We start from the raw sequence: 13,859 nt of genomic DNA on the forward strand, positions 1-13,859 counted from the left end.
TTGGTGGCGGAGGCGGCGGCATGTCGCCCATCACCATGGCCTTGCTGGGTCTGCTGGCCTACAAGGCGGTCAAGGGGTTCAGCGCCGCGAAGCCGGCCGGCTCCGGCATGGCCCCAGCCAGTGGGGGCGGCCTGGGCGATATCCTCAAGAATAGCTTCGGCAATGCTGGCCAGGGCGGGCTCGGCTCCATACTGAGTGGCGGTCTGGGGGACCTGCTGAAACAGTTCCAAGGCGCGGGCAAATCCGACATCGCCGATTCCTGGGTCAGTCCCAACGAAAACAAGCCGATCGGAGCGGGCGATCTCAGCCGTGTCCTCACGGCGGAGCAGATCGAGTTCCTGAGCCAGCGCACCGGCCTCAGCCGTGAGGAACTTCTCGCAGGCCTCGCGGCGCAGCTACCCGCGACGATCGACGAATTGACGCCTCAGGGCCGCCTTCCCAGCCCCGACGAAATCGATCATCCGACCAGCAAGACGTCCTGAGGGAGCGCAGCCATGGGCATTCTGTGGATCGTCGTCATCGGCTTCGTCGCCGGCATCATTGCGCGCCTCTTGGCGCCCGGCCCGAACAAGCCGTCTGGATTCATCCTGACCACGGTGCTGGGTATTGCAGGTGCGTTCGTGGCGACCTTCATCGGCCAGGCCGTTGGCTGGTACCGCCCCGACCAGGGCGCGGGTTTCATCGCCGCGACAGTCGGCGCTATCGTTGTCCTGTTCATCTGGAATCGAATCGCCGCCCGCCGCGCGGTCTAGGGAACGAGAGAAGCGCAGGCAATGACGCCTGCGCTTGACGTCATACCTTGGGAATACGGATCTTCTGACCGGGGAAGATCTGATTCGGGTCCTTGATCACCTCGCGGTTGGCTTCGAAGATCTTCGGATACTTGTTGGCATCGCCGTAGAACTGCTTCGCGACCGCAGACAGCGTGTCACCCGACTTGATAAGGTAGTACTGCGTGCCGTCGTCGACCGACGCGGGCGCCACACCGGCAATCTTGACCTCGCCGACACCCATGACATTGCCAGCCATTAGAATGGCCTTTTGGAGAGCCTCCACCGGACCACTGCCCGATAATTCGACAATGCCGTTCTCGAACTTGACGGCAAGATCCTTCAGGCCCGGATTGTCCTTCTCGATCTTCGCCTTGATCTTGGCGCCGGATCGGGATCGCCTTCCCCGAAGATCTTCTTTCCGATGGTCTTCACGAAATCGAACAATCCACTCATAGCGCGCTCCTGCTGCCTGGTTGGCGCCCCTGAACGGTACGCCGCGCCCGGCGTTGCTCAGGTGGGCAAAAGCTTTGCGAACCGTCCGGATCTCCGCCGCTGAAGATGACGGAAGGCCTTCAGGTGCTGGCGCCTCGAGGTCCGTGCGGCCTATGACCCTTCACGTCCTCATTCTGGCTGCCGGGAATCGCCGCACCACCATCGTCGCGCGTCGTGGCGGGGTTGGGCTTGTTCCGCTCCTGCTGCTGCGATGGCGGACCGCCAGCACCGGGATTGAGGCGCTCATGCTCGCGCTCGGGCGAGAGGTCGGACTGCGGCAGCGATTTGGATTTCTGTGTCATCGGATACCTTCAGGCAGGTGTGAGAGGGCGCGACAGACGCGCCAGGGGGGACGTGTCGTAGTGGGCGAGGAGATCAGCTGGGTCGTCGAACACCGTGACGCAGCCCGCGCCGCGCAGCTCGTCCGCCGACCAGCCACCGCAGCGCAGGCCGATCGTCTGCAACCCGGCCTTCAGGGCGGCCTGGGCGTCATAGGGCGTGTCTCCCACGACCAGGATCCTGGTCAGGTCGGTGATGCCAAGCTTCTTGATCGCCGCCTCGAAAATATCCGCACAGGGCTTGCTGTGTTCGGCGTCATCGGACGAGGTCTCGGTATCGATCAGGTCCTCGATGCCGGCGATCTTCTTGTATTCCGCCAGCTCGTCTTCCTTCGCCGAGGATCCCAACGCAACTCGAGCACCGTCGTCCAGGACGCGCTGGACCAGCTCCCGCACCTTGGGAAAGGCCCGGAACTGCGAAAGATAGCGTTCCTTCAGCAGGTTCCCGCGGTGGGTCTCCAGCGCCTTGCCCGTCTGCTCGATCTCCTCACGACTCAGGAACATCGGCATGAGCTGGTCGCCGCCCTTGCCGATCTGTCTTCGCACTTTGTCGAAGGCCACGGCGTGGCCGAAGTCCGCGAAGGCGTCCACCCAGGCGCGGGCGTGGAAGTCCACGGAATCGATCAGTGTGCCGTCGACATCGAAGATGACGGCATAGCGGGATCCGGAGGACCCGTTGGCCATCTCAGGCAGCCAGGATCGCGGGGATGCGATCGGCGCCGGCCGCTTCGATCTTCGGCCGCCGCACAACGGTGGTCGCGCCCGCCTCAGTCTCGCCTCGGGCAACCTTTGCCACGGCGTGACGGCCGTCCAAAAATCCCTCAGCCCATCGATCCCGCGCCGAGGCGAGGGAGAAATCGTAGATCAACTCCGGCCCCGCTTCGCCGCTGATGGGATGGTAGCTGAGGTAGAGAACCGCCGGGGCGGCACGGTCTTCCACCAGGTCGCGCTGCCACAACCGCCGCCAGGCTTCGAGGCGATACCAGGTCTGATTGCCGTATATGAGCGCGTTCTTGCGGGCGAGCGAGGCTTGAAGGCCAACGGGTCGTGCGCCATCACGGGCAAAGAGATCGGCGACGATCACGGTATTGTACGTGCCGGCGAATTCGTCGAAGACGGGTTCGACGGGCGCATTGATCGAGAGACCGCCATCACCCAGCAGGCGTCCCGCGATCTCAACGGGCGCGAACTCGGGCAGGAATCCGCAGCTCGCCAGGATATGGTCGATCTCGACGCGGTCGCCTTTGCCCGTGTCGAAGATCACCGCGTCGCCGGTCTCGATATCAGTCGTCGCCACGGTGAAGCGGATGTCGCCCGAGTTGAGGCGGCCGAAGTCGATCGTCTTCCTGAAGAAGGCGACGGTCGGGGCAAGATCGTAGAAGCTCGAAAAGGAGAGCCGCGGCCCCAGCGTCTGGATGTGACCGGCCGCACCGAACAGCCGCGACTGCATGGCACTGGCCCAATTGAGCGCGTGACGCGTGATCCCGAAGGACAGGGCGTTCACGCTCTCCGGTCCGCGCAGCCAGTAGCTGCGCAGCACCTCGCAGCGACGCTCGGCAGGCGTGCCCGCGATCAGTGCGCCATTGAGGGTGCCGGCCGAACTGGCGGCGATCCAGGCGGGGGAAAGCTCCGGCTCCTGAGCCAAAGCCTCGTAGATGCCCGCCTGGTAGGAGCCCAGGGCGACGCCGCCCGAGAGCACCAGCGCCGTGGAGCGGTTAGACATGCTAGGCAGCCTTCGCTTGCTTGACCGGCCGCCCCTGGATCATCTTATGGCCAGCGAAGGAGCGGGTTTCCGGAGGCGGCAGCGCCGTACGCTTGGTCAGGTCGGCCAGCAGCTCGTCCTTCAGCATCTTGAGCTTTGTGCCGAGAGCTGCGAGATCGAGGCCGGCCTCGCGCGCCTGAGCGAAGATGCCTTCCTTCGGCTGCTCCTCTTCCTTGACGTGGTGCTTGATCAACTCGGACAGGACCTTGACCTTGGCGTCGTAGAACGCGTCCTTGGGCGAACCCTGGGAGAGCTCGGCGATGAGGACCTTGGCCCCGTCATGCTCGACATAGGCCTCGTCGAGCATGTCTTCCTCGACCTTGGCGTTGCACGCCGGATAGAAGATTTTCTCTTCGATCGAGGCATGCACGGTGAGTTCGGTGCAGATCTCGCGCACGAGTGCGACCTTCCTGGCTTCGTCGCGTGTCTTTTCATACTTCTCGAAGAGCTCCTCGACCTTGCGGTGATCGGCTTTCAGCAGGGCGATGGCATCCTGTGTCGTTGGCATGTCAAATCCTTGGGGTTCGGCGTTGGTTGGCGCGGAAGCGCTTCCCATCAAGTTGTGAGACGTGCGCTCCCAACGGCACTTTTCCCCCGACGTTGCTGCGTGCGGCGGCGCACGGTTACTTGGCCGCAGTCGGATTACGGACCTTTGCGGCTCCAGAACCGTTCCAGAGACAACCGCTTTTTCTCCTGCGTGAGGTTTCTGGATGTCCGTTTGCGAATCGGTGGCGCCGCCGTCCAAGGCGCTGTTCTTCCTCGAGAGCCGGGCCTTGCCGGAATTCAGCGCCTTCTGCGTGATGCGCCCCTGGCTGTCGCTGGCGCCGCGCGGTGACGGCCATCCCGTTCTCGTGCTCCCCGGCCTGCTCGCCGACGACGGAAGCACGCGCCCGTTGCGCGACTTCCTGAAGGACCACGGCTACCGGGCTCATGGCTGGAAGCAGGGCCGCAATTGCGGACTGCGCGCCAACGTCGAAGTCGACATGATCGCGAGGGTCGACGAACTCTACGAGCGTCATGGACGACGCAAGCTCAGCCTTGTCGGCTGGAGCCTGGGCGGTCTCTATGCGCGGCACATCGCCAAGATCAGGCCCAACAAGATCCGCTGCATGATAAGCCTCGGCAGTCCCTTTGCCGGATCCCCGCTCAGCACCAACGCCTGGCAGGTCTATGAATGGGCCTCGGGCACCAAGGTCGAGGACAATCTCGAATTGAGCAGCGGGGCGCTCGCCGACGCGCCGCCGGTCCCCACTACCTCGGTGTTCAGCCGCACCGACGGCATCTGCGCGTGGCAGAATTGCCTGAACGCGGAGACGCACGAAGCCGAGAACATCGAAGTGATCGGCAGCCATTGCGGCCTCGGCCATCATCCCGCCGCCGTATTCGCGGTGGCCGACCGTCTCGCCCAGCCCGAAGGCCAGTGGCAGAAGTTTGATCGCTCGGGTTGGAGGAGCTTCGTCTATCCGGACTGGCGCCGCGAATAGGCACGCCCTCACCATCGACGGCAGCGCCGGCTCGCCAACGCCGACGATACCGATCCGATGACGCCTGAGTCTCTGCACTGAACGTGCTTTGTTGCCAGTTGCAGGGGCTCGTACTACCGTCGCCTGGGGACGGTAACGCAGGGCGGCGGCATGATTCGGTGTGTGCGGATTTGGACGGGCGAAGACCAGAATTCGCATGTCGAGGAAGGCTGGATCGACATGAAGCCGGGTGCGCATGGCGACCTGCTCAGCAGCAAGATCGCCGTTACCAGCGCGTCGCTGCAGGAAACCGAGCCCGGCGGCACCTATGCTTGGCATACCGCGCCCGTACGGCAGCTCGTCGTCACCCTGAGCGGCACCCTGGATTTCAGCACGCGCGGCGGCCAGCACTTCGTCCTCGCGCCCGGCGACATCCTGCTGGCCGAGGACACGACCGGCGGCGGCCACACCTGGCGGCTGGTCGACGACCAGCCGTGGCGTCGCCTCTACGTCGTATTGGACAAGGATGCGCCGGTGCCGTTCAAGCCCGCCACCCAAGACAATCGCCGTTAGGAGAGTTCGATGGCAGACAATCATTCCGGCGACTTCGACGTCGTCTTGGTCGGCGCCGGCATCATGAGCATGACGCTGGCCACGTTTCTCAAGGAACTGCAACCTCACCTCAAGGTCCATATCGTCGAGCGGCTGGAAGGCGAGGCGCAGGAAAGCTCCGGCCCGTGGAACAACGCCGGCACCGGCCATGCCGCCAACTGCGAACTGAACTACACCCCGCAGCGCCCCGACGGCAGCGTCGACATCTCCAAGGCGCTGGAGGTCAATGTCGAGTTCGACCTGTCGCGGCAATTCTGGTCGTACCTTGTCAGGAAGGGCGCGATCGAGGCGGCGCATACGTTCATCCATCCCGTGCCGCACATGAGCTTCGTGATCGGCGCCGACCGCCAGGCCTTCCTGAAGAAGCGCCACGCGGCAATGAGCGCGCATCACTGCTATCGCGGCATGGAGTATTCCGAGGACCACAAGCAGATCGGCGAGTGGGCGCCGCTGATCATGGAAGGCCGCGATCCCAACCAGCCGGTCGCCGCGACGCGCATGGTGACGGGCGCCGACGTGAACTACGGCATGCTCACCACCAACCTGCTGACCTACCTGCGGCGCCAGGAAGGTTTCTCGATCGAGTTTTCCCAGCAGGTCACCGGCCTTCACCGCCGCACGGATGGCGGCTGGACGCTCGACGTCAAGGACGAGAAGGGCCACGCTCACAAGACGATCGGCGCGCGCTACGTCTTCCTCGGCGCCGGCGGCGCGGCGCTGACCCTGCTGCAGAAGTCCGGCATTCCCGAGGCCGACGGCTTCGCCGGCTTCCCGGTGAGCGGCATCTGGCTGCGCTCCGGCAAGCAGGAGATCGCCACGCGCCACATGGCCAAGGTCTACGGCATGGCCGCCAGCGGCTCGCCGCCGATGTCGGTGCCTCATCTCGACACGCGCTATGTCGACGGCAAGCGCTGGCTGCTGTTCGGCCCCTATGCCGGCTTCTCGACCAAGTTCCTGAAGCACGGCTCGATGTTCGACCTGCCGCTCTCGCTGCGGCCGGACAATCTCCTCCAGCTGCTCGCCGTGGCGCGGGACAATCTTCCGCTGGAGGAATACCTGGTCGGACAGGTGCTGCAGACCAAGGCCCACCGCTTCGAGGCGCTGCGCGAGTTCTATCCCAACCTCGACGAAAAGGACTGGGAGTTCGATGTCGCGGGCCAGCGCGTCCAGATCATCCGCAAGGACGTGGCGCACACCGGCAAGCTGGAGTTCGGCACCGAGATCGTGCATTCGGCCGACTCCTCGATCGTGGCCCTGCTCGGCGCTTCGCCGGGCGCCTCGACCGCCGTCTGGATCATGGTCCATATGCTGGAGAACTGCTTCCACGAGCAGCTGGTCGGTCACTGGGTGCCGAAGCTCAAGGAGATGATCCCCTCCTATGGGCAGGACCTGAAGACGGACGCCGCGCTGGTCGAGCGCGTGCGCAAGGACACCGCCGAAGTGCTGGGCCTGCATACGGTCTGATGACCGACCCGCAGGCCGCGCTCACCGAGACCCTCGACGTCCTGCTGCGTTTCGGCGCGTTGATGCTGCGCGCCGGCGATACCGCCTTCAGGGTGCGCGATGCCATGCGTCGCCTGGCCCATGCGCTCGGCGTCGAACGGATCGAGGTCGAGCTGTCGACCGTCGGCCTGGGCGCGACGGCGTGGACCGGAGACGAGGCCACGACGCTGTCGCGCGAGATAGGGCCGCCCGGCGTCGATGCCTCGAAGATCGCCGCGCTGGAATCGCTGTCGCTCCGCGCCGCGCCCGGCCTCGACACGGCGACGCTGAAAGCCGAGCTCGACGGGATCGAGAAGGCGGCGCCGTTACACGGGCTGCTGCCGGTCGCCCTGTCGATGGCGGTCGCTTCGACGGCCTTCTCCTACCTCAACGGCGGCGACCTGCTGGCGACCGGTGCGGCGGCGGTCAGCGGCGGTATCGGCCAGGCGGCCCGGACCCTGCTCTCGCGCCAGGGCTTCAACCAGTTCGCCATGACCGCGCTGTGCGCCGTACTGGCATCCGGCCTCTACTGCCTGATCGTGATCGGCTTCGGGGTCCATACATTCGCCTTCGCGCACGCGATCGGCTTCATCTCGTCGGTGCTGTTCCTGGTGCCGGGCTTTCCCCTGGTCGCCGCGCTGCTCGACCTGACGCAGCACCAGACCAAAGCCGGCGTGACACGTCTGTTCTACGGCGTGCTGCTGACATTGAGCGCCGCCTGCGGCATGTCGGTGGTGGCGATGCTGGCCGGCCTCGCGCCGGCGCCGGCCGCGTCGCCGCCCGGCGCGATCGAGCCGGTCGCCGTGCTGGGACGGGCGCTCGCCTGCTTCGCCGGCGGCTACGGTTACGGCATCCTGTTCAACAACCCGCATCGCACGGTTCTCGCGGTGGCGCTGCTGTCGATGGTCGGCAACGAGGTGCGGCTCGGCCTGCACGATCTCGGCCTCGCCCTGCCCCAGGCGACGTTCTTCGGCGCGCTGGCGGTCGGGCTGGGCGCCTCGCTGGTGCGCAGCCGCCTGCATGCGCCGCGCATCGCTCTGACGGTGCCCAGCATCATCATGATGACGCCCGGTCTGTTCGCCTTCCAGACGATCGTCTTCCTGAACCAGGGCAGGGCGCTTCCGGCGGTCGAGGCCGCCGCGACCTGTGGCTTCGCGGTTGGCGGCATGGCGATGGGCCTGGTCGCCTCGCGCTTCCTCACCGAGCGGCAGTGGCGCTACGAGCGTTAGCGCCTGGAGCGGCGACGTCGCGATGAGCGGCGCTGGATCGTCGAGTGATGAGGACGATCCTTGGAGCGCGCAACTCCAGTTGCGCTCGGACTTCATCGACCGACAATGCCTGAGCGCAACTGGAGTTGCGCGCTCCAATGAGGCGACGGCTGCCTACTCCGTCGCGACGTAGGGGTGGACCATCTTCGACGGGTCGACGACCTTGTCGAACTCGGCCTCCGTCACGTATTCGAGCTTCAGCGCGGCCTCCTTCAGCGTGAGATCGTGGTCGATCGCGTAGTGGGCGATCTTCGAGGCCTTGTCGTAGCCGATCACCGGCGCCAGCGCCGTCACCAGCATCAGCGAGCGGTCGACGTACTCCTTGATCTTCTTGAGGTTGGGCTGGGTGCCCTCTACCAGGAACTTGCGGAAGTTGGCGCAGCCGTCGGTCATCAGCGTGATCGAATGCGCGATGTTGTAGATCATCAGCGGCTTGTAGACGTTCATCTCGAGATAGCCGCTGGCGCCGCCGAATCCGACCGCAACGTCGTTCGCCATGACCTGCACCGCGACCATGGTCAGCGCCTCGGCCTGGGTCGGGTTGACCTTGCCCGGCATGATCGAGGACCCCGGCTCGTTCTCCGGGATGTGCAGTTCGGCGAAGCCGGCGCGCGGGCCGCAGGACATCAACCGGATGTCGTTGGCGATCTTGTAGAGCGAGACCGCGAGCGTGCGGAACGCGCCGGAGAGCTGCACCAGTGCGTCGTGCGCGCCCTGCACCGTGAACTTGTTCGGTGCCGTCACGAACGGCAGCCCGGTCAGCCTGGCGATCTCCGCCGCCGCCGCCTCGGCGAATCCCGGCGCCGCATTGATGCCCGTGCCGACCGCCGTGCCGCCCAGGGCCAGGCGATAGACGTCCTTCAGCGAATCCTCGATGCGGCCGATATTGTCGGCCAGCATGCCGGCATAGCCCGACCATTCCTGGCCGAGCGTGATCGGCGTCGCGTCCTGCATGTGGGTGCGGCCGATCTTGACGATGTCGGCCCACTCCTTCGCCTTGACGTCGATCGCATCGTGCAGCGCCTGCAGCGAGGGCAGCAGCCGCTCCTTGGTGTTCACCGCGGCCGCGATGTACATGACCGACGGGAACGAATCGTTGGACGATTGCGACATGTTGACGTGATCGTTGGGATGCACCGGCTTCTTCGAGCCGAGCGGCGTGCCCGCGAGCTGGCAGCAACGGTTCGAGATCACCTCGTTCACGTTCATGTTGAACTGCGTCCCGCTGCCGGTCATCCACACGTGCAGCGGAAACATGTCGTGATGCTGGCCGGCGAGGATCTCGTCGCAGGTCTCCAGGATCAGTCCGTGCGCCGTGTCGTCGAGCCGCTTGCCGGCATGGTTGGCGTTCGCGCAGGCCTTCTTGAGGGTCGCATAGGCGGTGATCATCTCGCGCGGCATCAGGTCCTTGCCGATGCTGAAATGCTCGAGCGACCTCTGCGTCTGGGCCCCCCAGAGCTTGTCGGCGGGAACGCTCACCTCACCGAGGCTGTCTGTCTCCTTGCGAACATCTGCCACGAGGCACCTCTTCTGCTGCGAGGCCGCGACCTTAGCGCACCGTCTGCCATGCCGTCAGTCGTCGGATGACCGCGCCTTCCGCAGGGATTTGACGGCGCCGTGACGCTTCTTGTCATCGACACGACGGCGCTTCGCCGCCCGGCTCACCTTCGTCTTCACACGCGGCTTGGGCTTGTGGGTCGCCTCCCGGATCAACTCGACAAGTCGAGCCAGAGCCTCCTCCCGATTGCGCAACTGGCTGCGATGGCCCTGGGCCACCAGCACCAGTACCCCCTCGCTCGTCAGGCGGCGTCCCGCCAGACGTTCCAGGCGATGTCGCACATCCTCCGGCAGCGACGGCGAGCGACGGACATCGAACCGAAGCTGCACCGCCGTCGACGTCGTGTTGACGTGCTGGCCGCCAGGGCCGGCGGCGCGCACGAAGCTTTCCTGGATCTCGTCCGGGTCGATCGCCAGCGAGCCGGTCACCCGGATCGGGGCCGCCCCGACCGGTGTCATTCCTTGCCGCCGGCCGTGCGCAGCATCGCCTCGATGGATCCGCGGCTGTTCTGCTTGGCATAGCCAAGCGCGGTACGGCCGGTGAAGTCGCGTGAATTGGGCTCGGCCTTCTTGTCGAGGAGGAGCCGTACGATCTCGGCGTAGCCACGCCCCGAGGCGATCATCAGCGCCGTCTGTCCCTGTCGATTCTGCACCCGCGTGCTGGCGGTCCGGCGCAGCAGGACTTCGGTAATGTCGACGTCACCCTTTTCGGAGGCGCGCATGAGCGCCGAGTAGCCTTCCGGATCGACGGCATCGACCCGGGCGCCGCCCTTCAGGAGGGTCTCGACCACGGGGACATGGCCCGCGCGCACCGCCACGATCAGCAGCGGCTGACCGTTGTTGGCGGTCTGGTTCGGGCTCTCCTGCTTCAGCAGGGCCTGACGGACTTTCTCCTCATCGCCCTCCATCACGGCCCGGACGATCTGCTTCTGGCCGAGCAGGTCGGAGCCCGATGCCTGCGCCAGGGCAGCGCCCGCCGGGACGACCATCGAGAGGCAGAGAAACGTGCGTCGGATCACGCCTTGCTCCGGGTTTCCTGATAGCGGACCTCGATCCGGTCCCAGATCTGCGCCTCGAGCGAAACGCCGTCGAAGCGATTGATCTGCTGCAGACCGGTCGGCGAGGTGACGTTGATCTCGGTGAGATAGTCGCCGATCACGTCGATGCCCACGAAGATCAGGCCGCGCCTCGCGAGCTCCGGGCCGATCGTCTCGCACAGCTCCCTGTCGCGCCGGGTGAGCGACGCCTTCACCGCCTTGCCGCCGACATGCATGTTGGAGCGCGCTTCGCCGGCCGCCGGCACGCGGTCGATGGCGCCGACCGCCTCGCCGTCGATCAGGATGATGCGCTTGTCGCCCTTGCGCACCTCGGGAAGATAGCGCTGGGCGATCACCGGCTCGCGGCTGCGCTGCGAGAACATCTCGAGCAGCGACGCGAAGTTCTCGTCGTCGGGGCGGACGCGGAAGACGCCGGCGCCGCCATTGCCGAACAGCGGCTTCAGGATGATGTCCTGGTGCTCATCGCGGAACTCGCGCAGCGCGCGCGCATCGGCGGTGATCAGGGTCGGCGGCATCACATTGTCGAAATGCGTGACGAACAGCTTCTCCGGCGCGTTGCGCACGCTGGCGGGGTCGTTCACCACCAGCGTCTTCGGATGGATGTGCTCGAGCAGATGCGTCGTCGTGATGTACGACATGTCGAACGGCGGGTCCTGCCGCAACAGCACGACGTCGATGGTCGAGAGATCGATCATCTCGGGCGCGCCCAGGGTGAAGTGATTGCCTTTCTCCCGGCGCAGCTTCATCGGCTGCGCCCGGGCCATCACCTTGCGGTCGCGGAAGATCAGGTCGGTCGGCGTATAGTGCCACACCGTGTAGCCGCGCTTCTCGGCTTCCAGCCCCAGCACGAAGGTCGAATCGCCGTCGATGTCGATCGTCGAGACATGGTCCATCTGGATGGCAACGTTGAGCTTCATGGCGGAATCCTGACTGGCGGGCTCGGGGCTGAGGTCGGCTGGTTTCAGTTAAGGCCGCGGCGCAGTTCCTGCAACAGGGCCGATGCCTGATGGCGGAGGTCGGCATCGACGTCGAGTTCGAGGATGCGTTCATAGGCCGCGATGGCCGCCCGCCGCTTGTCGAGGCGCGCATTGAGCTGGCCCGCCTCGAACAGCAGTTCCACCCTGTCCGGCGCGATCGCCAGCATGCGGTCGAGCGAGCGCGCCGTACCCGGCAAGTCCTCGCGCCGGGCCAGTCGCAGCCGCACGTTGTTCTCGAGTCGCAGCAGCACGTCGCGGTCGGAAACGGGATCGAAATGCGCCGGCGCGAGTTCGGCGTCGGGACCCAGGACCTGCCGCAGGAGCCTGCGCAGATCCGCGGCCTCGCGCACGGCCCCTTCGTGAAAGGGATCGACGACATGGCGCGCGCCGTCGATGCCGATGCGGATCAGGAAATGACCCGGGAACGCCAGGCCTTCGGCCTGCCAGCCCTGGGCGCGGGCGACGTGCAGGTAAAGGATGGACAGCGCGACGGGAAGACCTTTGCGGCGCTCGATCACGCGCACGAGATCGGCATTCTGCAGGTCGTCGTAGGTCTCGCTGTCGCCGCGATAGGCGTAGGACCGTGCGATCACCTCGGACAGCGCTTCCGGCGTCGCGCCGCGCCGGTGCACCAGATCCGCAAGGCCGTCGGTCATGGCCGTCACATGCTGGCGGAAGGGCGCGAGGTCGATCGCCTCGCCGCGACCCAGTACGCTCAGCAGGAATCCCGCCTCGAGCAGGTCGATGCGCTCGCCGTCTCCCGCACAAAGATCCTTCAGTGGACCCAGATCAGCTGCCAGACCGTCCGCCACGCGTCACTCCGGCGCTTGCCAGACGTCTGGCAGATGGCGTGGCCACACGCCACCGACCAGCACCGCATCGAAGCGCACCGAGCAGGCGGCATAGCGCGGATGGTGGGCGATGAACAGGCTGGCGGCGCGCGAAACGCGGCCAAACTGGCGATCGCCCAGCGCGTCGGCCGCCTTGACGAAATCGCCGCGCGCCTTGACCTCGACGAAGGCCAGCACGTTGCCGCGGCGCGCGACGATGTCGATCTCGCCCAGGCGCGTCTTGTAGCGGCGGATCAGGATCGTGTAGCCACCGAGCCGCAGCCGCCACACCGCCCGCCATTCGGCGGCATGCCCCATCCGGTAGGCTTTCTGTCGGGCCTTGATGGTCATGGCGCACCGCGCTTCAGTTCGAGAGCGCGGGCATAGACGTCGCGCCGCTTCAGCCCGTAGCGCGCCGCCACCTCGGCCGCGGCGTCCTTCACCGACGCGACAACCATCGCTTCGCGCAACGCGTCATCGACGGTGCCGGCGCTGCGCTCCGTTTCGGCGGAGGGCGCGCCGATCACGATCACGATCTCGCCCTTCACGTCGGACTGTCCGGCGTAGTGGGCCGCGAGCTTCCCCAGCGACCCGCGCCGGACTTCCTCGAACAGCTTGGTCAGCTCCCGCGCCACCGCCGCCGGCCGATCGCCCAGCAGTTCCAGGAGATCGGCCAGCGATTCGGGCAGGCGATGTGGCGCCTCGAAGAACACGAGGGTCGAGGGGATGGCAGCCACCTCGCCGATGGCGCGCCGGCGCTCCGTCGACCTGGCCGGCAGGAAGCCCGCGAAGAAGAAGCGGTCGGTCGGCAAGCCCGACAAGGCCAGCGCCATCGGAACGGCCGAGGGTCCAGGCGCCGAGGTGACCGGATGGCCGGCCTCGACCGCCGCGCGCACCAGCCGATAGCCCGGATCGGAGATCAGCGGCATGCCGGCGTCCGAAACGAGGGCGACGCTCTTGCCGGCGGCCAGCGCCCGCATGAGGCGCGGCTCGGATTTCTCCTGGGTGGCGTCGCTGTACGACACCGTCGGGCCGGCGATGCCGTAATGGGTTGCGAGCTTGGCGAACACGCGGGTGTCCTCGCAGGCGATCAGGTCGGCCGCTTGCAGCACGTCGAGTGCGCGCAGCGTGATGTCGCGCATGTTGCCGATGGGTGTGGCAACAATATGCAGCCCCGGGGTGAGCGGCGGTTTACGCGGGGGCTGCCCGCCGGTAGCTTGGGGCCGTTCGTCCAAGTCCATTTGTTT

18 protein-coding genes are annotated in these 13,859 nt (G+C 66.1%); 6 read left to right on the plus strand and 12 right to left on the minus strand.

What is annotated here, in order from left to right; translation table 11 throughout:
* Positions 1 to 20 precede the first annotated feature (20 nt).
* Positions 21 to 482, plus strand: a complete 462-nt coding sequence (locus tag EPO41_RS05520) for a YidB family protein (RefSeq protein WP_296321584.1) — start codon at positions 21 to 23, stop codon at positions 480 to 482.
* 12 nt (positions 483 to 494) lie between these two features.
* Positions 495 to 752, plus strand: coding sequence for a GlsB/YeaQ/YmgE family stress response membrane protein (locus tag EPO41_RS05525; RefSeq protein ID WP_296321587.1), 258 nt, complete (start codon positions 495 to 497; stop codon positions 750 to 752).
* A gap of 40 nt (positions 753 to 792) precedes the next feature.
* Here the strand turns inward: EPO41_RS05525 and EPO41_RS05530 are convergent, their stop codons facing one another.
* From EPO41_RS05530 to EPO41_RS05550, 5 genes are all read right to left on the minus strand, one after another.
* Complete coding sequence (locus EPO41_RS05530) at positions 793 to 1,029, minus strand: LysM peptidoglycan-binding domain-containing protein (RefSeq protein WP_296321590.1); 237 nt, start codon at positions 1,027 to 1,029, stop codon at positions 793 to 795.
* Positions 1,030 to 1,345: 316 nt separating this feature from the next.
* Positions 1,346 to 1,567, minus strand: coding sequence for a hypothetical protein (locus EPO41_RS05535; protein WP_296321593.1), 222 nt, complete (start codon positions 1,565 to 1,567; stop codon positions 1,346 to 1,348).
* Positions 1,568 to 1,576: 9 nt separating this feature from the next.
* Positions 1,577 to 2,287, minus strand: a complete 711-nt coding sequence (locus tag EPO41_RS05540; RefSeq protein WP_296321595.1) for an HAD family hydrolase — start codon at positions 2,285 to 2,287, stop codon at positions 1,577 to 1,579.
* Position 2,288: 1 nt separating this feature from the next.
* Positions 2,289 to 3,326, minus strand: coding sequence for a patatin-like phospholipase family protein (locus EPO41_RS05545; protein WP_296321597.1), 1,038 nt, complete (start codon positions 3,324 to 3,326; stop codon positions 2,289 to 2,291).
* Position 3,327: 1 nt separating this feature from the next.
* Positions 3,328 to 3,873: a hemerythrin domain-containing protein gene (locus EPO41_RS05550; protein WP_296321600.1), complete on the minus strand. Its 546-nt coding sequence runs from the start codon at positions 3,871 to 3,873 to the stop codon at positions 3,328 to 3,330.
* 202 nt (positions 3,874 to 4,075) lie between these two features.
* Here EPO41_RS05550 and EPO41_RS05555 point away from each other — a divergent pair, with 202 nt between their 5' ends.
* From EPO41_RS05555 to EPO41_RS05570, 4 genes are all read left to right on the plus strand, one after another.
* Complete coding sequence (locus tag EPO41_RS05555) at positions 4,076 to 4,849, plus strand: alpha/beta hydrolase (protein ID WP_296321603.1); 774 nt, start codon at positions 4,076 to 4,078, stop codon at positions 4,847 to 4,849.
* 162 nt (positions 4,850 to 5,011) lie between these two features.
* Entirely contained in the window at positions 5,012 to 5,401 is a 390-nt protein-coding gene (locus tag EPO41_RS05560; protein WP_363246948.1) for a cupin domain-containing protein, read from the plus strand.
* A gap of 9 nt (positions 5,402 to 5,410) precedes the next feature.
* On the plus strand, positions 5,411 to 6,904 hold the full coding sequence (gene mqo, locus EPO41_RS05565; protein ID WP_296321611.1) for a malate dehydrogenase (quinone): 1,494 nt from the start codon (positions 5,411 to 5,413) through the stop codon (positions 6,902 to 6,904).
* Positions 6,904 to 8,151 carry a threonine/serine exporter family protein gene (locus EPO41_RS05570; protein ID WP_296321614.1) on the plus strand — a complete coding sequence of 416 codons (1,248 nt, stop codon included), beginning with the start codon at positions 6,904 to 6,906 and terminating at the stop codon, positions 8,149 to 8,151. The genes mqo and EPO41_RS05570 overlap by 1 nt, the downstream gene beginning before the upstream one ends.
* Positions 8,152 to 8,304: 153 nt before the next feature.
* Here the strand turns inward: EPO41_RS05570 and fumC are convergent, their stop codons facing one another.
* Genes fumC through rsmI form a run of 7 tightly spaced genes read right to left on the minus strand, consistent with a single transcriptional unit; the run spans position 8,305 to position 13,853 of the window.
* On the minus strand, positions 8,305 to 9,708 hold the full coding sequence (fumC, locus tag EPO41_RS05575; protein ID WP_296321620.1) for a class II fumarate hydratase: 1,404 nt from the start codon (positions 9,706 to 9,708) through the stop codon (positions 8,305 to 8,307).
* Between the two features lie 54 nt (positions 9,709 to 9,762).
* Positions 9,763 to 10,206, minus strand: coding sequence for an alternative ribosome rescue aminoacyl-tRNA hydrolase ArfB (gene arfB, locus EPO41_RS05580; RefSeq protein WP_296321622.1), 444 nt, complete (start codon positions 10,204 to 10,206; stop codon positions 9,763 to 9,765).
* A complete protein-coding gene (locus EPO41_RS05585) occupies positions 10,203 to 10,766 on the minus strand; it encodes an ankyrin repeat domain-containing protein (RefSeq protein WP_296321624.1) in 564 nt (187 codons plus the stop codon). The genes arfB and EPO41_RS05585 overlap by 4 nt, the downstream gene beginning before the upstream one ends.
* Complete coding sequence (gene gshB / locus EPO41_RS05590; RefSeq protein ID WP_296321627.1) at positions 10,763 to 11,722, minus strand: glutathione synthase; 960 nt, start codon at positions 11,720 to 11,722, stop codon at positions 10,763 to 10,765. The genes EPO41_RS05585 and gshB overlap by 4 nt, the downstream gene beginning before the upstream one ends.
* Before the next feature lie 44 nt (positions 11,723 to 11,766).
* Positions 11,767 to 12,594 carry a transglutaminase-like domain-containing protein gene (locus EPO41_RS05595; protein ID WP_296321631.1) on the minus strand — a complete coding sequence of 276 codons (828 nt, stop codon included), beginning with the start codon at positions 12,592 to 12,594 and terminating at the stop codon, positions 11,767 to 11,769.
* A gap of 3 nt (positions 12,595 to 12,597) precedes the next feature.
* Positions 12,598 to 12,963, minus strand: coding sequence for a YraN family protein (locus tag EPO41_RS05600; protein ID WP_296321633.1), 366 nt, complete (start codon positions 12,961 to 12,963; stop codon positions 12,598 to 12,600).
* A complete protein-coding gene (gene rsmI / locus EPO41_RS05605; protein ID WP_296321636.1) occupies positions 12,960 to 13,853 on the minus strand; it encodes a 16S rRNA (cytidine(1402)-2'-O)-methyltransferase in 894 nt (297 codons plus the stop codon). Before rsmI ends, EPO41_RS05600 begins: the two co-directional genes overlap by 4 nt.
* Positions 13,854 to 13,859: the final 6 nt, after the last annotated feature.

The sequence above is a fragment of the Reyranella sp. genome, from assembly GCF_004297265.1.
Taxonomy (GTDB): domain Bacteria; phylum Pseudomonadota; class Alphaproteobacteria; order Reyranellales; family Reyranellaceae; genus Reyranella.